Here is a 20,090-nt window from a genome sequence, read left to right on the forward strand (position 1 = left end):
ATAATTGGAAGAAAATTAAAAAGCTATGAAATTCTTGTTTTTCCAATAATTATGAATTAGGAGTTCTGATTCCTGAATTCTTACAAAATAGACACTTATTAACTCAGGTTACTAATAATGGAAACTACAGAAAGAACCGAAACAAGTTCAACACCTTTTCCAAATATCCCACCAGTTATTGAAAGTAACGATAGTGAATATCGTGATACTGGCGTACCTAGCACTGTGGCGATCGCCGGACATCCCTTACACCCCTTGAGTGTAATTTTCCCCATCGCCTTTTTAGCCTTAGCCTTGGGAACCGATTTTGGCTACTGGTTAACTCGCGATTTCTTCTGGGCTAGGGCTTCCATATGGTTGATCGGACTGGGGTTAGGTGGAGGCGTCCTTGCAGCTGCGATCGGTTTGAGTGACTTTTTGAAAATCGAACGAGTCCGCAAACGTACTGCTGGTTGGGCCCACTTGATACTTAACGTTTCTATTCTAGTCTTAACATTGGTCAACTTCCTTCTACGTTTGGGCGACGCCGAAGCCCGAATTCTACCTTGGGGATTGCTTCTGTCCCTAGTTGTTGGTACTCTCACTAGCGCTTCCGGCTGGTTCGGCGCTGAACTCTCCTATCGCCACAAAATCGGTGTAGTCGGTGCAGGTAGTCGAAGATATCCATAAATGGGGGTTGGGGAGATGGGGAAGTGTGGGGAGTGTGGGAAGAGGGGGGGAAAGATTTCTTCACTATCCTCCCACACCTCCCACACCCCCGTCTCCTCCCACACCCCCCTCTCTTCCCACACCTCCCACAGAGGCTAAAATTTTGCTTAGTCTCTAAGGTTTCAAAAAATGGGCCGCAATCAAAAACAAACAATATATATTCTTCTCTCTATACTCATCGTTGTACCGATGGGTTTTTTCTTTAAGTATTACACTGGCCCTGGCTATAAGTGGTTTAATGATTACGCAGGAGATATAGCTTACGAAATATTTTGGTGTCTGTTTGGATTTTGGTTTTTTAGAAGTCGAGCAGCGGTAATCCAAATTCCAATATGGGTTTTTGTCATCACCTGTATAATAGAATTTTTGCAACTTTGGCATCTGCCACTATTAGATGAGATTCGCGCCACCTTTATCGGTAAATTGTTACTTGGTACTACCTTTGTTTGGTGGGATTTTCCTCATTACTTATTGGGTTGTATTTTAGGTTGGTTCTGGCTGCAACAATTACAAAAAATCGGTTATGCAAAAAAAAGTCAAAGTTAAACCTAACTCCAAACAGCAAAAAATATTAGAACAATCTGATGATAGCCTGATTGTATATTTAAAATCGCCCCCAGTTGATGGCAAGGCTAATCAAGAGTTAATTAAGCTTTTAGCAGAGAAATTTGGTGTAGCTAAATCTGATATTACAATTAAGTCTGGTTTGTCCTCTCGACAAAAACTGATTGAAATTGACACCGCTATGTAGTGCTGACTATCTTATCTTTAGTTGTGCGTTGCTTGGTAAAACTTCATGTAATGTGATGTATCACTGGATGGGACTATAAATCGAGAGGTACAAGCTTGGAAAACAGAATTTTTAAAATTCTATATCTTTGTGTATATCCTTAATACTAATATACCTGGGCTGAGCTTTGACTTTTTCTATCCAAGCTTGGATAGCAGAAAATTGTGTTAAATCAAACCCACCTTCATCAGCTACATGAGTGTAAGCGAACAAGGCAATATCAGCAATTGTGTAACGTTCTCCCACAAAAAAAGTATGAGAACTTAAGTGTTTTTCTATCAAGTTAAGTGCTGCATAACCTGGTTCGCGTTTTTGCTTTAAAGCTTCACCATATTCTTCAGCTTTACCTAAAATAGAAATCCAAAATCTTGATGGGGCAATAAAAGGTTGATAGCTGTATTGTTCAAAAAATAACCATTGGAAGACTTGCGATCGCAAGAAGCGATCGTAGGGTAAAAATTCTGTACCTTCACTCAAATAAACCAATATAGCATTTGACTCTGCCAAATATTTTCCTGGCTCAATTTCCAGAACTGGAATCTTACCGTTGGGATTTTTACTTAAAAATTCTGGCGTTCGAGTCTCGCCTTTCAATATGTTAACCTCTACCCTCTCAAAAGGCATACCTAGTTGTGTCAATAAAAGACGTATCTTGTAAGCATTACCAGAAGGTAAAAAATCGTACAAACGCAGTAGTTCCATGTTAAAATACAATAACGAATGTGTTGATAACTAAGGGTTCAAAATACAATATCTTACCAAAATATTTTACAAGAACCGGATAATCTCTTTTATATTTAACTTCTGAGTACGAAAGAAAATCATCCTAAAAAATAAAAAAGTATTATTTATTTCTAGATTGAGATGTTTAATTTATTCAGCGATCGGGAATAAAAGTATGTGTGGAAGATTTACGCTAAACCAGCCAGTAGAAGCTTTAGCTAAAGTTTTCGATGTTCGGGAACTTCCGGATTTAGCAGCCGAATATAACATTGCACCTACGCAAAAAGTAGCATCAGTGTTACAAAATCCTGAAAGCAAAAAGCGTGAATTTCAGCAGTTGCATTGGGGGTTAATTCCTTCATGGGCAAAAGATCCGGGAATAGGCGCAAAAACGATCAACGCCAGGGCGGAAACTGTTGCAGAAAAACCCGCTTTTCGGTCAGCTTTTAAGAATCGCCGCTGTTTAGTGCTAGCTGATGGGTTTTATGAATGGCAACGTCAACAAGGTAAGAAACAGCCATTTTATTTTCGTCTCCAAGATGGGCAACCCTTCGCTTTTGCCGGTTTGTGGGAGAGATGGCACTCCCCTGACAACGAAGAAATAATTTCTTGTACAATTTTGACAACAGCAGCCAACGAATTACTCCAACCTATCCACGAACGGATGCCAGTAATTCTAGACCCACAAGATTACGATTTATGGCTAGATTCCCAAGTGCAAACGCCCGAAACCCTACAACAGCTATTGCGTCCTTATCCAGCCCAAGCCATGACTGCTTATGCAGTCAGCACCTTAGTAAACAACTCTCGGCATAATAGTCCGGAATGCATTATGCCGATTAGTGGGGGCTAGGGACTGGGGACTGGGGGCTAGGGGCTGGGGATTAGGACTGTATACTATGGACTAGAGAAGAGTTTTCATAAGGCCCAGTCGCCAGGCGCCAATACCCATTCCCCAGTCCCCAATACGCAATACCGAGAGACAACTATGCCAAGAACGCAAAAAAACGATAACTTTATTGACAAATCTTTTACAGTCATGGCGGATATCATTCTGAAGATCCTGCCAGCCAACAAAAAAGCTAAAGAAGCCTTTGTATATTACCGAGATGGCATGTCAGCCCAAGCAGAAGGAGAATATGCCGAAGCTCTGGAATACTATGAAGAAGCGTTAACACTAGAGGAAGACCCCAACGATCGCGGCTACATTCTCTACAATATGGGGCTAATCTATGCCAGCAACGGCGACCACAACAAGGCTTTAGAACTGTATCACCAAGCAATTGAGTTAAATCCACGTATGCCCCAAGCCTTGAACAACATTGCCGTGATTTATCATTACCAAGGCGAAAAAGCAAAAGAAGCTGGAGATAACGACGCTGGCGAAGCACTGTTTGACCAAGCCGCAGACTATTGGATTCGAGCCATTCGCATGGCACCCAATAACTACATTGAAGCTCAAAACTGGTTGAAGACTACAGGGCGATCGCAAATTGACGTATTCTTCTAGTCATTAGTCATTAGTCATTGGTCATTAGTCCTTTGCAAATGCCCAATGACTAATAATCAATGCCCCATACTCAATGCCCAATGCCCAATGCCCAATGCCCAATAAAAATTTATGATCGATCGAGAACAAGTCCACAAAGTAGCTAATCTTGCTCGTTTAGAGTTAACTCCAGAAGAAGAAGAACAATTTACCAATCAATTGGGAAGCATTCTCGATTATATTCAACAACTCAACGAACTCGATGTTAGTGATGTGCCTCCAACAACACGGGCAATAGATGTAAGTAATGTTACGCGAGAAGATGACTTGCAACCCTATCCTGACCGTGAAAGCATCCTCAACAGCGCCCCCGAACAAGAAGGCGAATTTTTCAAAGTACCAAAAATCCTCAACGCTGAGTAGTCTAAAGCTATTCTGATTTCGGACTCTACTGTATAAGTTAATATTATTCAGGTGTCGCAAAAAAACATCGATCTTGCCAAAATCGCCGCGATCGAGTACAAATACTGAAATCGACGACACACCAATAGCGTCTAAGGGCATTAATAGGGTTATGAAATTATTTTTCACAAGGAGTTAGGTGCTTCCTTTTTGCCACCTAATTTTTGAAGATTAATTTTATAGCTCTATATCAACTTTGATTTGTATAAGCCAATGTGTTGGTTTCGCTATTAATTATGTGAATCCTGTACAGAGCAATTCTGACACCAGGGATTGACATGTTTAACTAGCAAAGTTCTAACACAGAAACGTTTCTCTTTTCCTTTCCCCTTGGCGAGGCCATCTCCCTGCACTACCCCATCTCTTCATCTCCCCATTTACTCACTCCCCTCAAACTAAAGAGAAAGCTCTTCCGGAATTTTTACGGTTATAACAGAAGACAAGAGTAGGATAAACTGGCTTTTGAATACATCAAAAGTTCATCAGCGATTTGATTTGCCGCTGCTGCTTCTTCCCTAGTATCCTACTGCTTTTTCTTGTATGAAACTTACTCAAATCTACGGTAAGTCCCCCCAAGAACGTTTTTTTGCATCTATTAAAGACTCCCACTGTTTTGGGTCTATAGCTTTAGAATATTTACAAGCTTTAATTACAAATTAGCTCTCTCTAGAAAAACTGCCGTTTTCGCTGTCTGGGCTTACGTCCTACCTGTTTATATCTCAATTTGTGTAGCTTAGCTAACCAGCGAATTCAGTTAATATTAAGCCTGTTTTACTATTTAGTTTCTTACCCTGACTATCAGACTCCTAGTGTTCATTTCATTTTGTTCAATAGCTTTTAGCCCTTATCGCTCCCATGCTGACCCATCACCGCAAGCCCGTGTGCTTATCAATTATTTCTACTGACCTACCAATTTGGTCTGTTGTTGAAACTGCCGGGACATTGTATCAAAAAGACACCGACCGATTTCATTTACTGTTAACCGCACCACCCCTAATCACTTGCGAAGTCGAGAGTGTCCTCAGTCCAGAAGACGCTTCTCCTCAAAGTAAGAGCAAAGCTTATGTCCCTAGCAGTCCCAGAATTTTATGGTTAGAAATTTCCCCATATCGGGTAATTATGACTATGCAAGGTAACGCCCAAGTGAGTTATCGCCACTTCTGGGAACAGGGTGTTTATGGTATCAGTCGCTATTGGTTGCCAACTGAGTCGTTGCCATCTAACGATCCGATTCGTTTACGAAACTTTACTAGCAGCCTAGCTCTCAACGCACATCCTTTACCAGAGCATTTGCGACTGGAATATGAATTGTGGGCAGAAAAAATCCAACTAGGACGCTACATTCTGAATTTGGAAATTAAGCACTGATATCTGGGGAGATGGGGAGATGGGGAGATGAGGAGATTGTAATAAAATTTCACCCTACTACTCCTAACTCCTAACTCCTAATTTCCTGCCTGCCTCATACCCCTTTCAACCAAAATAACTCGGTTGGTTTCCAGGTTTCCATTTAATGTTGCAACCAACACTCGGCTTTTGCTCAGTTGCAACAGGTTTATCCGCTAATACTGCTTCAATGGCTGCACGTAAATCTGCACCTGTCACGGGTTTACCATTACTAGGACGGCTATCATCTAATTGTCCTCGATAAACAAGTCGGCGCGAGCCATCAAATAGAAAAAAGTCTGGCGTGCAAGCTGCTGTGTAAGCTTTTGCCGTTTCCTGGCTTTCGTCATAGCATAAGGTAAACGTCAATCCTTGTTCTGTGACAAATGCTTTTAAGGAATCTGGCGCATCATCTGGATAATTTTTGGCATCGTTAGCGCTGATGGCAACGATCGCTAAATCACTCGTAAAATAATCTTTTCCTAATTGCGCTAATTCTTGTTGCACATGCTTGACAAATGGGCAATGCCGACAAATGAACATTATCAACAGCGCTTTTTTATCTGCGAATGTAGAAAGTGAAGTTGCCTTTCCAGATACAACTTCCGGTAGATCGAAATCTGGTGCTTTAGTGCCTAGCGGCAACATTGTTGAAGCTGTTAAAGCCATAGTTCACCCGATATTTTTACCCCGATATTTTCAACATATCACTAAATTTTCTGTAAAAAATTTAAGAGACGAGATATTTCTCGCCTCTGAGATTTGTTGAAAATTCTTTTACACAATCGAGTTATTACAGGCTGGTCAAAAACCCCACGATCCCGTGTCCTGTTACTACTTCTAATACTATCAGAGAAACAAAACCAATCATTGCTAAACGACCGTTGAGCAGTTCTGCATAAGGTGTAAAGCCAGTGCGATCGCCTTGCTCGTCTACATAAACCTTTGGCTCTAGGGCAAAGTTGTTCAGTTTGCCTTGATCGTCAACTATAGCGGTACTTGTACGCATGTGATTATCCCCTGTTCTTTTTCTATGTAAAGAAGTGTAACAACTTTATTAACATTTGTAAAGTATCTTAATCTGCTCAAGTAGAAGTCCAAGGCAGAGATATGATTATGGATTGAGTTCAAAGCCATGTTGAACGACATAGGCTCTGTTCTCTGTTGCCATCTCAATCACTAATCCACTTCCATACAGCCAATGCATCGATTTCGAGTAGAGGTTATTGCCAAAACCCCAAACCCGCAGCAGGTAATTTACGCCGCGATGCACCAAGACTATACCGATGGGTTCGTGTTTGACGAGCGCGACTCATGGCCAACGGAATCACAAAGCGGCGAAATTATTGTCAAGCGACTTTTGGCGGGAGAAAGAGGACACTATGGGCCTCTAGAGCATCCCCAGATTATTTTCAACTGTGGCTACTTTCCCCACAGCGTTATGCAACAGGCGCGTACTCATAGAGTAGGAGTATCATTTGATGTACAATCTTTTAGGTATACAGGCAACCAATTTATCGACGTAGTAGAAGGTAAGAAAGACATAGAAGATGTTATTTATCTGCGTCCCATTGGTTACTACACTGATAGACAAGGTAAAAAGTACCACTACACGCCAGAACAACGTGCAGCGGATTTGGAGTGGTGCTTAGAAGCAGCTAAACGATATAAAGCTGATTTTGAAGGTGGAATGTCTGAAGAACACGCCAGAGGTAAAGTACCTTTTGACTATCGTCAGCATTTTGTAGTTAGTTTCAATTTAAGGTCTTTCTTGCATTTTTGCGACTTGAGAAATAAGAAAGACGCTCAACTTGAAATTCAAAAGTTGTGCGAACTGATGTGGCCTCACTTTGCAGACTGGGCACCTGCGATCGCTCAATGGTACGAAAAGCAACGTTTAGGCAAAGCAAGGTTAGCACCTTAAAAAAGTCAGAATTCAGAATCAACAATTTGTGAATACAGGATTCATATTTGATTTTTGGAAAAAATTAGTACAGTTTTGCCTCGCCTCTTCCCTGTTCCCTCTGTACAAAAATAATTTCAGAAATCAAACTGGATTCCTATATAAAAAATATGATTAGTTAAAGGCGATCGCGTTTACCATGCTACGTGCTGATGAGCAATTACACCAATTTGCAGTTGAATAGACCACAGTAGGGGCACAACATTGTTGTGCCCTTACGATAGGATTGTTGTAGTAAATACAAGAGAAGACTTACGGAATGTTTTGTAATTAGATTTTTGATTTCGGGCGATCGCTGTGGGGCATCAAAAGCAGTATCTAGGTTAGCTACGATTAGCACCTTCAGCAAAAATCTAAACACGAGCCAAAGTCACAATTTCTAACTGATCTTGGTATTTACCCTGTCTTGCTTCATAACTAATAGCACAGGGTTCGCCTTCTAAAAATAGCAATTGCACCACACCTTCGTTAGCGTAAATGCGACAATCAGCGCTAGAAGAATTAGAAAATTCTAAGGTAAGATGACCCCGCCACGCGGCTTCAGCAGGTGTTAAATTTGCTATAATACCACAACGAGCATAAGTAGATTTCCCTATACATATCACTGTAATATTACTTGGAACCTCTAGTTTTTCTAAAGCAACGCCAAGTCCATAGGAGTGAGCAGGCAAAATAAAGTAACTGCCATTAACATCTGTGTGGAGTACTGTTGGCTCAAGATTGTGGGGATTAAAGTTTTTGGGGTCAACAACAGTTCCAGGTATGTGGCGAAAAATGCGGAACTCAGCCGGAGAAAGGCGTATATCGTAGCCATAAGAAGATAAACCGTAGCTGATTACAGGTTGAACTGCTACAGACTCATCCGTCTTAGAAAGTTCCGATCCCAGGGAACCTTGGCTCAGACTTTCCGCTTTTTGTACTTTTCGGATTAAACTTGGCTCAAAAGGTGAAATCATGCCTTTTTGAGCCATTTCAGTAATCCAGATATCGTTTTTAATCACAAGTTCACAGCTAATTCAAACCGAACTACTAGGATACCTTGAACTGAGTTTTTTGTTTAGGGTCGATGACTGCGGCGAATTTCTGTAATTTGATCTGCCACATCCAACAGAGATTTCGGCATCTCTGGCCCTGTGAGAATGATATCGACATGAGGAGGGCGTTTTGCTAGGAACGCTAAAACTTCAGTTTCTGGAATGAAACCAAAGTTAATCGCTAAACTTAACTCATCTAAAACTACGAGAGAATACTTACTTTCATGTACTACCCGTTGTGTATACTGCCATAGTTGTTGTAAGGCTTGGTTTTCTGAATCGTCGAGATGTGCTGTATCAATGCAACGAGGTAAATCACAGCGAATCCAATCTAAATTTTGTCCTAGTTGTATGGGTCGTTCGTGTCCTTGACGGATACCTCCTTTGAGGAACTGCACTATTAACACTGGCGTCCCTTGTCCAGCGATTCTCAGTGCTTGAGCCATTACACTTGTAAAAAAATTGCGATGAGAACTAGTAAAAACTTGTATTAGTCCTTCAACTGGATATGGTAAGTTAAGGGCTGAATTTATACTTTGCGTTTCTAGCTGGGCGACCATAGGTAAAGTTCAAAAATTTACAATAAGTTACAGACTATTACTTAAAATTAGTTATTGCGAATCTACCTATATAATCAATCTGTTTTTCACAGGTGCAGTGGTTTGGGCAAATTGCATTCTTAGTCAAACACTACCTTTGTGTTGAAGTCAAGAGTTATTTTGATTGAAATTTTCGTTTTCTCTCTGAAATTAGCGTAAAAATGATAACAAATAAGTTACAGTTGCGATCGCTTAAAAAATCTAGAGCTAGCGGCTAAAAGTCTTTATATACTTGATTTTCCGATTATTTGTATAAAACAGACTATAAAGTAGTAAATTTGACACGATGAGGGGTGAATTGTTGTGAGATTAGTGATTCTGGGAGGTTCAGGATCGGGTAAAAGCACTCAAGCACAAAGGCTTTGCAGATACTTTGATATTCCTCTGATTTCTACAGGTGAGATTTTACGAGAAGCCATATCTGGTGGCAAGTCCTTGCCGAACTTGCAATGGTCGCAAACCGATTCCCGGAATTATCTTTCTGTTTTCACTAACCTGAATGAATTAGGCTACCATGCACGGCCATATCTAGAAAAGGGGGAATTAGTTCCAGACGAAATGATTATTGAATTGATCCGAATTCGCCTTAGACAACCAGATATTAACTGCGCTTGGGTATTGGAGGGCTATCCCCGCACTGCTTTTCAAGCTGAAGAATTAGATTTTTTATTAGATGATTTAGGTCAAAAACTAGATTGGGCGATTTATCTACAAGTTCCAGAAGCGGTTATGGTTAGCCGATCCTTGGGGCGATCGCTACCAGATGACCAACCGGAAATCGTACAGCGCCGTGTAGAATTATTCTACGATCGCACCATCCCCATCCTAGAATATTACGACCGTCGTCGCCGCCTATTAACCATCAATGGCGATCAGTCACCAGAGATGGTGCTGCAAAATATTTTGACTCTGCTTTCTGTTCCCTAAAAATGGGCAGGGGGGCAGGGGGCAGGAGGTAGGGAAAAGGTTAAAGGGAAAAGGAAAAACGAAATAAATTTAATCTTTCCCCTTTTCCCTTTCCCCTTTCCCTTTCCCCATGTCCTGTTTGCCCCACTAAGGTAACCTTAAGGCAGTATTCTATTTAAAAAATCTTGAGGCAAATCCAATGGCTTGGCAGCGTCCAGACGGTCGTCTTCCCTACGAACTACGTCCGTTGAGTTTTTACCCCAGTTTTACTAGGTTTGCTCCCGGTTCTGTTCTGGCAAGATGCGGCGATACTCAGGTACTTTGTACCGTCAGTGTAACTAAGGGAGTTCCTAAGTTTCTGGAAGGAAAAGGTAAGGGCTGGTTAACTGCTGAATACCGAATGCTTCCATCTGCTACACAACAACGGCAAGAAAGGGAATTATTGAAATTATCTGGACGGACGCAAGAAATTCAGCGTTTAATCGGACGCAGTTTACGCGCAGCATTGGATTTTGAGGCATTGGGAGAGCATACGCTGACTGTGGATGCTGATGTCCTGCAAGCAGATGCTGGAACTAGAACCACAGCGATTACGGGTTCTTTTGTGGCTTTGGCTCATGCCATTTCTAAATTATTGCAGCAGGGAACGTTGCAGCGATCGCCCCTGTGCGGACAGGTAGCAGCGGTTTCCGTAGGGTTACTAGAAAAAGAGGCGTTTTTAGATTTAAATTATATAGAAGACGTAGCCGCAACAGTAGACTTTAATGTGGTGATGAATCAACATCTGGAAATCATTGAAGTCCAAGGCACAGCTGAAGAAGGTAGCTTTAGTCGGCATCAGTTGAATCAGCTTTTAGATGTGGCCCAAAAAGGAATTGAGCAATTGTTAATCGCTCAACGGGAAGCGATCGCTGATTGGAAAGACTTATTCGTAGGCGATTTTTAATATAGCAGGGAACAGGGTTGAGGCAACAGGTTTAAAAGTCTTTTGCTGTCGGTGTTTAACAAGAAAGAATTAGGACTTACGCAAAAACTCTCTCTTACTCTTATTTCTTTGTGTCCTTTGTCTTAAAAAGTTCCGATGTCTTACGACAAGCCGCCCTTTGGGGGTCTACGCCGGAAGTCGGCGCTCAGACTTTTCGCTGCGTCTTTTGCGGTTTGTTTTTTCATGATTTTGCGTAAGTCCTGGATGTACTACGTAGATTTTAAGTAGGTGGACACAATTATTTATAAGGCGCATTTCGACTCCGCTCAATGCTCAGTAGCCTGACTAAAAGAGGGTTGAGCGCAGAAGAGGGTTGAGCGCAGTCGAAACCCGGTAATTTTAAGTTAGGTTTAATTTAGTCCTTCTACTTAGTTGACACCAATGCACAGCTAGGCTAGCGTACTAACCAAAATTAAGTAATTAGTTATTTTTATAAATTTTTATAAATTTTGAATAAATTTTTCCCATCTAGCGTCAATCAATCAAGTATGAAGTAACTGGATGTCAAGAAAAATAATTATGTACAGTAGTTAGTACGACTGACTACTGACAACTTAAATGTGAAAGGGATAAGGTACGTCAAGGTACGTCTACGTTTATTCAAGTAGACGCTCTTATGATAAATCACACAACGAGGGGAGAAAAATATTTATTTCCCAGTTATCAGTCAACACTCAACAGTCAACGCTATGTTAAATGTTTCAAAAGTTAAAAAGGGGGATTGTAAGAAGTTAGGTATTGTATTGCTGGAAGCCAGCAATATGATGATAAAGCTATGAACAAAACGGTTGAAGTTCTACCGGATCAGCCAGCGCTGGTTGCTAGAGCGCTAGAATTAATTCTGTCCAAGTTAGAAACTGCCATTGAGCAGCGGGGGCGATTTACCATCGCTTTATCAGGCGGTAGTACACCTAAGCCGTTATATGAAGCGATCGCCAATAAAAAATTGCCTTGGGATAAAATTCATGTATTCTGGGGGGATGAACGTTACGTACCGCCAGATCATCCCGATAGCAATGAACTGATGACGCGTCGTGCATGGCTAGATCGTGTTGATATCCCAGCTGCTAACATTCACGCCGTACCGACTTTAGAAGCCGACCCAGCCCAGGCTGCTGCTAAGTACGAACAGCATCTAAAAGAATTTTTTAATTCTTCTGGGGCAGAGTTTCCCGTGTTGGATGTAATATTACTGGGGATGGGTGATGATGCACATACCGCATCTTTGTTTCCCCACACAGAGGCACTAAAAGTACGCGATCGCTTGGTCGCTGTGGGCAACAAAAACGAAAGCCAGCGGATAACTTTTACATACCCCTTCATCAACTCTGCTCGCAGCGTGATTTTTCTGGTTGCTGGTGCTAACAAAAGACCTGCTTTGGCGCAAGTCTTTGCACCTGTAGCCGATGACTTCACTTACCCATCCCGTTTAATTCAGCCCCAAGGAGAACTTTGGTGGCTTCTGGATGCAGCAGCAGGTTCGGAACTCCAAACTTAAGTAAAGGGGGGTATTGGGCATGGGGCAAAGGGCAAAGGGCAAAGGGGAAAAGAAAGATCCCTCCTTTTTCCCTTTTCCCTTTTACCTTTCCCCAAGGCGAAGCCATCTCCCCATCCCTTTAGGAGTAATTGCTAGAATCGAAAGCTAAGGCCGCCCCTGGAGCTTGCCAGTCCTAAGCTATTACGCTTTTAAGTTGCACAGTGATTCATGAGGTTCGTTGACCGTCAAAAGTCAACAAACAAAACGAAAAGATGTGCTGCGTTAGATGCGCGACAGCTTTCTTTATTTTTATGATGATCTTGAACAAAGGCTAAAATCGATGATCGTCTGCCCTAATTGCAATCATCCCAATCCTGACGGTGCTGTCCAGTGTGAAGCTTGTTATACGCCGTTACCAGCAACTACTCACTGTCCCAGTTGTGGGGCATCAGTGCAGGCTGATGCTGCATTCTGCGGTCAGTGTGGCTATAACTTGCACTCATCAGCAGTTCCACACGTTCATGCCCCAGTGGCTGCAACTGTGACTCCCGATATCCCCGTGGAAGTACCGCCGTTAGTTACACCCGATCCTCTTGTAGAACTTTTACAGCCAGATGCCTTGGGAATTAACGGATCTCCGAACTCCCATCCTCCTGTTAGCTCATCCTTACCACCAACAGCGGTGGCGGCTGCTCCAGTAACTCCGCCACAGCCATCTGTTACAGAAAACAGTCCCCCAACACCACCGCCAACCATCGCTGCTCAACCTGTGGTATCTAGCCAAGGTATTCCTACACCACCACCTTTGGAACCAGCACCAACCCCACCAGCTGAAGTACCTCCACCAGTAGCACCACCACCAACGGTAACTGCTGCCAGAACCCAGTTGCAGCAGGTGAATGCAAGGCTAGTCCACGTTCAAACGGATAGGTTGATTGAATTGCCGCAAAATCTCTCTGTGATTCATATCGGCAAGCCTAATGACCGGATTCCTCCAGATATTGATGTTTCAGGATTTCCCAATTCAGAAATTGTCTCCCGCATTCATGCAGATATTCGCGTTGAAGGTGACGCTCATTATGTAGAAGATGTAGGAAGTTCCAATGGCACTTACATTAATAATTTGCCGCTGTTACCGGGAAATCGTCACCGCTTGCGACCAGGCGATCGCATTAGTTTGGGCAAAGGAGACTTGATGACATTCTTGTTTCAACTTGCTTAACTGATTTTCGAGCAATCGTGACATCAGTGTAGATATTTTCTTTCTTCACCATTCATTTTGGATGATAAACAAATCAACGGCATCGGCCAAGCAATGGATAACTATGTTGTTCAGTTTAGGTAATTAAATGCTGTGTAGTAACTCCCCTTTTTGGGGAGTATTATTAATATCAATTCAAAATTCACGCATTAAGAAAACTAGATGTAAGTTGAGTTGCGGAACGTAGCAATATCCCACAGGGTAACCCAACGTTCTTGGGGAAAAGGGTAAAGGTTAAAGGGGAAGGGAACAATACAGAACATTTTCCCCTTCCCCCTTTCCCTTTTCCAGACTTATACAAGAAGTCTATTGAGTAACGAAAAATCTTTATTTGAAGTATTTTATGAGCATTTCCTTAGCTTGCTCTGGACTCATCGTTAAATTTTGCAAGCTTCGATTTGATAACTCATATTGTTGTTGTAAACCGCCGATTATCTGCTCTATTGACCAACCAGACCAAACCCGAACAATCTTTTCTAAGATGTAGCCTCTTTCTCTCGGCTTTCGCCACCAAATATATATTTTTTTATTAATTTCGTCTATGTAAACACCGCTTTCAATATGGTCGTGGGAACGATCGCCTTCATAGTTAGGTGCTTCGCTAGGCAAAACAGAGGTTGGCTGTTTTGTTTGAAGCATTGCTAGTAATTTAGTACCTAAAAGTAGAATATTTTGTATGTCCCAAGGAAAGCAATAGTCAGAAATTGAACTATTTAGATACTTTACTGTAATCAAAGATTCTATCCACCTACTTTCAAGATAAATTACTTCACCTGTATCAAAATCAAATGCTCGTGGGTCTTTCTCTTGATATGAAAAAAATTCTGTTTGATTTACAGACTCAAAATTTAAATAATCTTTAGGAAGCACAAACTTAGGGTTAAGTCCAATATATTCAGATATTTCTGCTATACCCTGATATGCCCAATTTACACTCCAACCTACCCAACGTTCTTGAGCGAGTGACACAACAGCTTGTATGAGAGGATAATTAAAAGACCATCCATTTGCTTCTGCACCAATAAAGAACTTTAAAACTTGATTATAATCATCAATTAATACTGCGCTATCGCACCAAGTTTCATTTAAAAGATAATCGGAATCTGGCTGCATAGACCGTAAATCAGAAATTGCTTGTTCGGAGTTAGAAAGCAGCCATCGACTAATTGTTCCAAGACACCATTTATCATAATAAGTACGTAGATTATTATTTTTGTCAATTAGGATATAATTTGCGCGATCGCTCATTTTAAGAAGTCCTAAAGTACAGTAAAAATCCCTCTCCAAACCTTTACCTAAAAGGTTTAGAGGCATTGAAATCGCCATTAGTTTAATAATTACACTAGGATAGATGAAAATACACTTGCCAATTTGAGATGTTGAAAATCTAAAATTGAATGCCTCTCAATCGCTCCGTGCAGAAAATCTAAAATCTAAAATCTAAACTTGAGTTATCTATGAAAGAACCAAGCAAAAATTCTGAAACCTTGCTGACAAAAGAAGCTCCACCAGTTGTTGAACGCATGGGGCTAAAATGGCTAGTTGCTGCGGCGATCGCTACTGCTTTATTGTGGCAAGTTCCCGGAGGAGATTATATCTTATACCCATTTACGATCTTGGCAACTTGGTTTCATGAAATGGGTCACGGCTTAATGGCACTCCTGTTAGGAGGACAATTTCAGAAATTGCAAATTTTTAGTGATGGTTCGGGCGTTGCAACTTATGGTATTCGGTCATCATTGGGGCCAATCGGCCCCGCAATGGTCGCAGCAGCAGGGCCAATGGGGCCACCTCTTGCCGGTGCAGCCTTGATTCTCGCTTCCCGCAGTTTTAAAGCAGCTTCCTTAAGCTTAAAAATCTTAGGGAGTTTTTTGTTATTTTCTACATTAATTTGGGTGCGTTCTTGGTTTGGGTTGGTGGCAATTCCTTTGTTGGGTTTAATAATTTTGGGTATTGCCTTGAGGGCACCTCGTTGGGTACAAGGCTTTACGATTCAATTTTTGGGCGTACAAGCTTGTGTGAGTACATACCATCAACTAGATTATTTATTTAGTAGCTCTGCTGGTTATCTTGGACTCTCAGATACAGCCCAAATGCAGCGGTATTTACTTTTGCCTTATTGGTTTTGGGGCGGGTTAATGGCGATCGCATCTGCGGTGATTTTAGTTCAAAGTCTGCGCGTTGCCTATCGGTAAAATAGTATATTTACGCTCACAACCAAATCATGGCAAAAAAACTGACAGGAAAAGTTGCATTGGTTACTGGTGGCTCCCGTGGCTTGGGGGCAGCGATCGCTAAACGTCTAGCGGAGGATGACGCAGCCGTAGCCCTCACCTACACTAGTTCGCCACAAAAAGCCGACGAGGTAGTACAGGCCATCGAATTGGCTGGTGGAAAAGCCTTGGCGATACGCGCTGATAGTGCCGATGTCCAAGCAGTAAAAAACGCCGTCGCTGAAACCGTGAAAGCCTTTGGTCGTCTCGATATCCTCGTGAACAATGCTGGCGTCGCCGTTTTAGCCCCCATCGACGAGTTCTCCTTGGAGGACTTTGACCGACTCGTTGCAATTAATATCAAGGGTGTGTTTGTAGCTACCCAAGAAGCTGCCCGCCACATGGGCGAAGGCGGACGAATCATCAACATCGGCAGCGTCAACAGTGACCTTGTGCCGTTTGCTGGCGGTTCCGTTTATGCCTTGACCAAAGGTGCGATCGCTAGTTTCACGCAGGGTCTTGCCCGCGATCTCGGCCCTCGCGGCATCACCGTCAATAACATTCAGCCGGGGCCAGTGGACACCGACATGAACCCAGCAGACGGCACCTTTGCCGACAATATCAAAGGTATGACTGCCCTCAAACGCTACGGTCACAGCGACGAGATCGCTGGCATGGTTTCCTACCTCGCCAGTCCCGAAGCTGGTTTCGTCACCGGCGCAAGCTTGAACATTGACGGCGGCTTCACGGCTTAATTCAGTGAATATGGAATGGGAGAGATGAGGGAGAGGGGAGGCTCTTGAGGCAGGGGAAAAGGTTAAAGGTTAAAGGGAAAAGGAATAAATTTAATCTTTCCCCTTTTCCCCTTTCCCCTTTGCCCCATGCCCATCATCCTTCAAACAACACTAAGCCATACTTCTCGCCGGTAGGTACAAAGCCAATTCCTCGATAAATTGCTTGTGCTGCTTGGTTAGCGTGACTTGTAAATAGGATGGCACGTTTTACTCCGTGCGATCGCGCTTCTAACAATGAGCCAGCTACAACACATTTGGCGTAGCCTTTACCCCGTAGCGCTGGCGGTGTCCAAACTCCACCAATTTGGACAATATCAGGTAAGGTGGCATTAAACGCAGAGTAGGAAATTGGAGTATTTTCTGCTATCAGTACCCAATGCATAGACTTAGCTTGACGCGCTTCAATTATTTGACGGCAAGCTGGTATTAAATCGGGAGTTTCTTTTTGCCCTAAAGCTTCGATATTATAAGCAGCACACCATTGAGCCAGTAATTCCAGCTGCTCTGGATGTGGTAAACGACACTGCACTTCTTTTGCTGTTAAAGCTGGGGGTATTTGTAAGTCTGCCAGCGTCAGAGAAAATAATATCTCAGACTCATCAAGCTGAGTTGGTCGGTTGCTAAGTCTCAAAACGCTTTTTGTCGCTTCAACTTGTGCGGCTGGGCCGCTAATTCCAGCAATGGCTCGTCCAGATTGAGTTACTGCTGCTTGCACCACCTCTGCTAAATGTACAGGAGCTTGAACTACTACCATCCCATTCCAAAAATGAGCTGCAACCGCCACGATAGCTTCATTTATGTACGCAGCAACATAAGTTCCTTGAAATCTTGCACCCCGGTCGAGCAGTCCCGCAGCTCGCCAGTTAGAGCGCAAAAACATCGAAGTCTCGGCATGTTGGCAGAGGAATGCTTCGAGTAAAGGCTCATCTCCAGGTTGTAGGGTTTTCAAGTTAGGCACAAAAAACTCCTGGGTGTGCAAATTTAGTTTCCCGAATTCCTAGATCTTAGCGATCGAAGATTTGACATCAAAATTAAAGGATTTTATAGGTAAACCAGAAGAAATAGCAAGTCGAATCGAGATAACGATAATTCAAAACCTAGCAAAAATGAAAGGGACACAGTTATTCTGTGCCCCTAAATTAAATTACTTCAAGATGCTAATTGCGAATGTGGATTAGGACTGTTTATAGCAGGCAAATTCCATTGAAAAGGTAGCCATACCAGAAGTGAGCGATCGCAAGTCTGTAGAATAGCCAAACATTCGCGCTAGCGGTACTTCTGCCCGGATCGCTGAATATCCTTGCATTGTCTCGGAACCCAACAGCAAACCTCGACGGGAGGAAAGGTCACCCTGGACTCTTCCCATGAACTCGTTTGGTGTTTCCACTTCTACGAGCATAATTGGTTCTTTGGTGTAGGGTTTGGCTTTGGCGATCGCACCCTCAAGGGCTTGATGAGAAGCCGACCGGAATGCCAATTCTGAAGAGTCAATGGGGTGATATGAACCCCCCTCCAAAACGACTTTCACCCCGGTCACCGGATAGCCTGACAGCTTTCCTGATTCCATCGCCTCCCGGAAACCTTTTTCACACGCGGGGATGTACTCTTTGGGAATCGCACCCCCAACTACCCGATTCTCAAAAACAAATGGCTCATCTGTCGGTTCAATCCACCCAATAATATGGGCGTACATACCAGGGCCGCCTGATTGTTTTTTAAATCGATAGTCAAAAGTAGCTTTTTGTCCAATGGTTTCCCGGTACGCCACAGCGGGAGTACCGACATAAACTTCAGCATTGTATTCCCTTTGAATCCGTTCTAAGTAAATTTCCAGGTGGAGTTCGCCCATGCCAGAAATCAAAGTTGCTCCTGATTCCGGGTCGATGCTGAGCCTGAAGGTGGGATCTTCCCGTTGAAAGCGGTTGAGTGCTTTGGAAAGGCGATCGCTATCTTCTTGCTTTTTGGGTGTAATTGCCAGCGTAATCACTGGTTCCGGCACATACATCTTTTCCAGAGATACTAGTGTTTCCCCGGTACATAATGTATCGCCAGAGGCGCAATCTACACCCAACAGAGCAACAATATCCCCAGCCACTGCAACTTTCACCTCTTCGCGCTTGTTGGCGTGCATTCTCACCAAGCGACCGATTTGCACCCGTTGTTCTGTACGGGAGTTATAAACGGTATCACCAGGCTTTAATGTCCCAGAGTAAATACGAGTGTAGGTCAACTGTCCGAAGGACTCAACGGTGAGTTTGAACGCCAAAGCCACCAAGGAGGCATCCGGGTTAGGGTAGATACTGACTGATTCTGCGGTTTTGACTACTTCCCTATCCACTGGAGATGGTAGATAAAGAGCGATCGCATCCAACAGATTTTGCACTCCTTTGTTTTTGAATGCCGAACCCAGCAGTACTGGTGTGAGTTCCAGGCTCAAAGTTGCTTGGCGAATGGTTTGCCAAATCAGTTCTTGGGGAATCTCTTTACCTGACAACAACATCTCGGTCATCGGTTCGGAGAATAGCGACAAAGCATCTAGCAATTTCTCCCGCGCCTCTTGTGCTGCTTCCACAAGCATGTCGGGAATTCGCTGTTTCAGCCAATTTTCACCGTTTTCACCCTCAAAGTAGTGAGCGGTCATTTCCACTAGGTCAATTACACCTTGGAATTGGTCTTCGCTACCGATGGGATATTGGAGTAATACGGCGTTTAATTGCAGGCGATCGCGTATTGCCTGTACTACACGAAATGGATTTGCACCCATCCGATCCATCTTATTGATGAATGCCAAACGCGGCACGCGGTAGCGTTTCATCTGCCGATCCACTGTGATGGACTGGGACTGCACGCCCGCCACGGCACACAGCACCATTACTGCCCCATCAAGTACCCGCAGGGCACGCTCTACTTCAATAGTGAAATCAACATGTCCTGGTGTATCAATTAAATTGATTTGAGTATCGTGCCACTGACAGGTTGTTGCAGCGGAGGTGATGGTAATACCATGTAGCTTTTCCTCCGGCATAAAATCCATTGTTGCGCCCTTGCCGCCTCCCTTCACCTCCTCAATAGCATGGATTCTGCCTGTGTAGAAGAGAATTCGCTCTGCTAGCGTAGTTTTACCAGAGTCGATGTGGGCAGAAATACCAATATTGCGGACGCGTTCTCGCGGGATCATAAAATTTCCTTTTTGTTCAAGGGACAAATAGTCACCACTAAAATGGTGATATGTTTTGTATTATATATGTAGTATAGATAAAAGAAAAGGCTCTTAACAGAGGTTGCCTCCTTTTTTAAGCT

Annotated in this window: 22 protein-coding genes; 14 read left to right on the forward strand and 8 right to left on the reverse strand. The window is 43.0% G+C overall.

Going from position 1 to position 20,090, the window contains the following annotated elements; genetic code table 11:
• The first annotated feature begins 117 nt into the window (after nucleotides 1-117).
• The 3 genes from NSTC745_RS31160 (at nucleotide 118) to NSTC745_RS31170 (ending at nucleotide 1,459) form a co-directional block, all read left to right on the forward strand.
• Complete coding sequence (locus NSTC745_RS31160; protein ID WP_445634459.1) at nucleotides 118-669, forward strand: DUF2231 domain-containing protein; 552 nt, start codon at nucleotides 118-120, stop codon at nucleotides 667-669.
• 168 nt (nucleotides 670-837) lie between these two features.
• Nucleotides 838-1,254 carry a ribosomal maturation YjgA family protein gene (locus NSTC745_RS31165; protein WP_445634460.1) on the forward strand — a complete coding sequence of 139 codons (417 nt, stop codon included), beginning with the start codon at nucleotides 838-840 and terminating at the stop codon, nucleotides 1,252-1,254.
• Nucleotides 1,232-1,459, forward strand: coding sequence for a DUF167 domain-containing protein (locus NSTC745_RS31170; protein WP_096538248.1), 228 nt, complete (start codon nucleotides 1,232-1,234; stop codon nucleotides 1,457-1,459). Before NSTC745_RS31165 ends, NSTC745_RS31170 begins: the two co-directional genes overlap by 23 nt.
• 111 nt (nucleotides 1,460-1,570) lie before the next feature.
• On the opposite strand, the gene NSTC745_RS31175 is transcribed toward NSTC745_RS31170, so the two are convergent.
• Nucleotides 1,571-2,200, reverse strand: a complete 630-nt coding sequence (locus tag NSTC745_RS31175; RefSeq protein ID WP_445634461.1) for a glutathione S-transferase family protein — start codon at nucleotides 2,198-2,200, stop codon at nucleotides 1,571-1,573.
• Nucleotides 2,201-2,396: 196 nt separating this feature from the next.
• Here NSTC745_RS31175 and NSTC745_RS31180 point away from each other — a divergent pair, with 196 nt between their 5' ends.
• The 4 genes from NSTC745_RS31180 to NSTC745_RS31195 all read left to right on the forward strand — a co-directional run bounded on the left by NSTC745_RS31180 (nucleotide 2,397) and on the right by NSTC745_RS31195 (nucleotide 5,540).
• Nucleotides 2,397-3,074, forward strand: a complete 678-nt coding sequence (locus NSTC745_RS31180) for an SOS response-associated peptidase (RefSeq protein ID WP_445634462.1) — start codon at nucleotides 2,397-2,399, stop codon at nucleotides 3,072-3,074.
• A 135-nt stretch (nucleotides 3,075-3,209) separates the two neighbouring features.
• Entirely contained in the window at nucleotides 3,210-3,731 is a 522-nt protein-coding gene (locus NSTC745_RS31185) for a photosystem I assembly protein Ycf3 (protein WP_445634463.1), read from the forward strand.
• 111 nt (nucleotides 3,732-3,842) lie between these two features.
• Nucleotides 3,843-4,133, forward strand: coding sequence for an Asp-tRNA(Asn)/Glu-tRNA(Gln) amidotransferase subunit GatC (gene gatC / locus NSTC745_RS31190; RefSeq protein WP_445634464.1), 291 nt, complete (start codon nucleotides 3,843-3,845; stop codon nucleotides 4,131-4,133).
• A gap of 894 nt (nucleotides 4,134-5,027) precedes the next feature.
• Nucleotides 5,028-5,540, forward strand: a complete 513-nt coding sequence (locus NSTC745_RS31195; RefSeq protein WP_445634465.1) for a hypothetical protein — start codon at nucleotides 5,028-5,030, stop codon at nucleotides 5,538-5,540.
• 105 nt (nucleotides 5,541-5,645) lie between these two features.
• On the opposite strand, the gene NSTC745_RS31200 is transcribed toward NSTC745_RS31195, so the two are convergent.
• Together NSTC745_RS31200 and NSTC745_RS31205 are read right to left on the reverse strand one after the other, a co-directional pair.
• Nucleotides 5,646-6,227 carry a thioredoxin family protein gene (locus tag NSTC745_RS31200; protein WP_445634466.1) on the reverse strand — a complete coding sequence of 194 codons (582 nt, stop codon included), beginning with the start codon at nucleotides 6,225-6,227 and terminating at the stop codon, nucleotides 5,646-5,648.
• A 124-nt stretch (nucleotides 6,228-6,351) separates the two neighbouring features.
• Complete coding sequence (locus NSTC745_RS31205) at nucleotides 6,352-6,567, reverse strand: chlorophyll a/b-binding protein (RefSeq protein ID WP_445634467.1); 216 nt, start codon at nucleotides 6,565-6,567, stop codon at nucleotides 6,352-6,354.
• A 192-nt stretch (nucleotides 6,568-6,759) separates the two neighbouring features.
• Between NSTC745_RS31205 and thyX the strand changes: the two genes are divergently transcribed.
• On the forward strand, nucleotides 6,760-7,482 hold the full coding sequence (gene thyX / locus NSTC745_RS31210) for an FAD-dependent thymidylate synthase (RefSeq protein ID WP_445634468.1): 723 nt from the start codon (nucleotides 6,760-6,762) through the stop codon (nucleotides 7,480-7,482).
• Nucleotides 7,483-7,874: 392 nt separating this feature from the next.
• Here thyX and dcd read toward each other — a convergent pair whose 3' ends face one another.
• Both dcd and NSTC745_RS31220 read right to left on the reverse strand, forming a co-directional pair.
• Nucleotides 7,875-8,522: a dCTP deaminase gene (dcd, locus tag NSTC745_RS31215; RefSeq protein WP_445634469.1), complete on the reverse strand. Its 648-nt coding sequence runs from the start codon at nucleotides 8,520-8,522 to the stop codon at nucleotides 7,875-7,877.
• A 56-nt stretch (nucleotides 8,523-8,578) separates the two neighbouring features.
• Nucleotides 8,579-9,115 carry a P-loop NTPase family protein gene (locus tag NSTC745_RS31220; protein ID WP_445634470.1) on the reverse strand — a complete coding sequence of 179 codons (537 nt, stop codon included), beginning with the start codon at nucleotides 9,113-9,115 and terminating at the stop codon, nucleotides 8,579-8,581.
• Between the two features lie 342 nt (nucleotides 9,116-9,457).
• Here NSTC745_RS31220 and NSTC745_RS31225 point away from each other — a divergent pair, with 342 nt between their 5' ends.
• The 4 genes from NSTC745_RS31225 (at nucleotide 9,458) to NSTC745_RS31240 (ending at nucleotide 13,744) form a co-directional block, all read left to right on the forward strand.
• A complete protein-coding gene (locus NSTC745_RS31225; protein WP_445634471.1) occupies nucleotides 9,458-10,081 on the forward strand; it encodes an adenylate kinase family protein in 624 nt (207 codons plus the stop codon).
• Between the two features lie 178 nt (nucleotides 10,082-10,259).
• Nucleotides 10,260-11,006 carry a ribonuclease PH gene (rph, locus tag NSTC745_RS31230; RefSeq protein ID WP_445634472.1) on the forward strand — a complete coding sequence of 249 codons (747 nt, stop codon included), beginning with the start codon at nucleotides 10,260-10,262 and terminating at the stop codon, nucleotides 11,004-11,006.
• An 814-nt stretch (nucleotides 11,007-11,820) separates the two neighbouring features.
• Complete coding sequence (pgl, locus tag NSTC745_RS31235) at nucleotides 11,821-12,543, forward strand: 6-phosphogluconolactonase (protein WP_445634473.1); 723 nt, start codon at nucleotides 11,821-11,823, stop codon at nucleotides 12,541-12,543.
• Nucleotides 12,544-12,862: 319 nt separating this feature from the next.
• Complete coding sequence (locus NSTC745_RS31240; RefSeq protein ID WP_445634474.1) at nucleotides 12,863-13,744, forward strand: FHA domain-containing protein; 882 nt, start codon at nucleotides 12,863-12,865, stop codon at nucleotides 13,742-13,744.
• Between the two features lie 366 nt (nucleotides 13,745-14,110).
• Here NSTC745_RS31240 and NSTC745_RS31245 read toward each other — a convergent pair whose 3' ends face one another.
• Complete coding sequence (locus NSTC745_RS31245; protein WP_445634475.1) at nucleotides 14,111-15,097, reverse strand: hypothetical protein; 987 nt, start codon at nucleotides 15,095-15,097, stop codon at nucleotides 14,111-14,113.
• Nucleotides 15,098-15,240: 143 nt separating this feature from the next.
• On the opposite strand from NSTC745_RS31245, the gene NSTC745_RS31250 reads away from it, so the two are divergent.
• The gene (locus NSTC745_RS31250; protein WP_445634476.1) at nucleotides 15,241-15,978 is read left to right on the forward strand and encodes a M50 family metallopeptidase; all 738 of its coding nucleotides are present in this window, start codon (nucleotides 15,241-15,243) and stop codon (nucleotides 15,976-15,978) included.
• Between the two features lie 29 nt (nucleotides 15,979-16,007).
• On the forward strand, nucleotides 16,008-16,751 hold the full coding sequence (locus NSTC745_RS31255) for a 3-oxoacyl-ACP reductase family protein (RefSeq protein ID WP_445634477.1): 744 nt from the start codon (nucleotides 16,008-16,010) through the stop codon (nucleotides 16,749-16,751).
• A gap of 133 nt (nucleotides 16,752-16,884) precedes the next feature.
• Here NSTC745_RS31255 and NSTC745_RS31260 read toward each other — a convergent pair whose 3' ends face one another.
• Both NSTC745_RS31260 and fusA read right to left on the reverse strand, forming a co-directional pair.
• A complete protein-coding gene (locus NSTC745_RS31260) occupies nucleotides 16,885-17,748 on the reverse strand; it encodes a GNAT family N-acetyltransferase (protein WP_445634478.1) in 864 nt (287 codons plus the stop codon).
• A gap of 216 nt (nucleotides 17,749-17,964) precedes the next feature.
• Complete coding sequence (fusA, locus tag NSTC745_RS31265) at nucleotides 17,965-19,968, reverse strand: elongation factor G (RefSeq protein ID WP_445634479.1); 2,004 nt, start codon at nucleotides 19,966-19,968, stop codon at nucleotides 17,965-17,967.
• Nucleotides 19,969-20,090 lie beyond the last annotated feature (122 nt).

The sequence above is a fragment of the Nostoc sp. DSM 114161 genome (assembly GCF_052692665.1).

Excerpts from the sequence above, each read along its gene's own strand:
- NSTC745_RS31160 (WP_445634459.1), top strand. The coding sequence starts at position 118 with ATGGAAACTACAGAAAGAACCGAAACAAGTTCAACACCTTTTCCAAAT.
- NSTC745_RS31165 (WP_445634460.1), top strand. The coding sequence starts at position 838 with ATGGGCCGCAATCAAAAACAAACAATATATATTCTTCTCTCTATACTC.
- NSTC745_RS31170 (WP_096538248.1), top strand. The coding sequence starts at position 1,232 with ATGCAAAAAAAAGTCAAAGTTAAACCTAACTCCAAACAGCAAAAAATA.
- NSTC745_RS31175 (WP_445634461.1), bottom strand. The coding sequence starts at position 2,200 with ATGGAACTACTGCGTTTGTACGATTTTTTACCTTCTGGTAATGCTTAC.
- NSTC745_RS31180 (WP_445634462.1), top strand. The coding sequence starts at position 2,397 with ATGTGTGGAAGATTTACGCTAAACCAGCCAGTAGAAGCTTTAGCTAAA.
- NSTC745_RS31185 (WP_445634463.1), top strand. The coding sequence starts at position 3,210 with ATGCCAAGAACGCAAAAAAACGATAACTTTATTGACAAATCTTTTACA.
- gatC (WP_445634464.1), top strand. The coding sequence starts at position 3,843 with ATGATCGATCGAGAACAAGTCCACAAAGTAGCTAATCTTGCTCGTTTA.
- NSTC745_RS31195 (WP_445634465.1), top strand. The coding sequence starts at position 5,028 with ATGCTGACCCATCACCGCAAGCCCGTGTGCTTATCAATTATTTCTACT.
- NSTC745_RS31200 (WP_445634466.1), bottom strand. The coding sequence starts at position 6,227 with ATGGCTTTAACAGCTTCAACAATGTTGCCGCTAGGCACTAAAGCACCA.
- NSTC745_RS31205 (WP_445634467.1), bottom strand. The coding sequence starts at position 6,567 with ATGCGTACAAGTACCGCTATAGTTGACGATCAAGGCAAACTGAACAAC.
- thyX (WP_445634468.1), top strand. The coding sequence starts at position 6,760 with ATGCATCGATTTCGAGTAGAGGTTATTGCCAAAACCCCAAACCCGCAG.
- NSTC745_RS31220 (WP_445634470.1), bottom strand. The coding sequence starts at position 9,115 with ATGGTCGCCCAGCTAGAAACGCAAAGTATAAATTCAGCCCTTAACTTA.
- rph (WP_445634472.1), top strand. The coding sequence starts at position 10,260 with ATGGCTTGGCAGCGTCCAGACGGTCGTCTTCCCTACGAACTACGTCCG.
- pgl (WP_445634473.1), top strand. The coding sequence starts at position 11,821 with ATGAACAAAACGGTTGAAGTTCTACCGGATCAGCCAGCGCTGGTTGCT.
- NSTC745_RS31240 (WP_445634474.1), top strand. The coding sequence starts at position 12,863 with ATGATCGTCTGCCCTAATTGCAATCATCCCAATCCTGACGGTGCTGTC.
- NSTC745_RS31245 (WP_445634475.1), bottom strand. The coding sequence starts at position 15,097 with ATGCCTCTAAACCTTTTAGGTAAAGGTTTGGAGAGGGATTTTTACTGT.
- NSTC745_RS31250 (WP_445634476.1), top strand. The coding sequence starts at position 15,241 with ATGAAAGAACCAAGCAAAAATTCTGAAACCTTGCTGACAAAAGAAGCT.
- NSTC745_RS31255 (WP_445634477.1), top strand. The coding sequence starts at position 16,008 with ATGGCAAAAAAACTGACAGGAAAAGTTGCATTGGTTACTGGTGGCTCC.
- fusA (WP_445634479.1), bottom strand. The coding sequence starts at position 19,968 with ATGATCCCGCGAGAACGCGTCCGCAATATTGGTATTTCTGCCCACATC.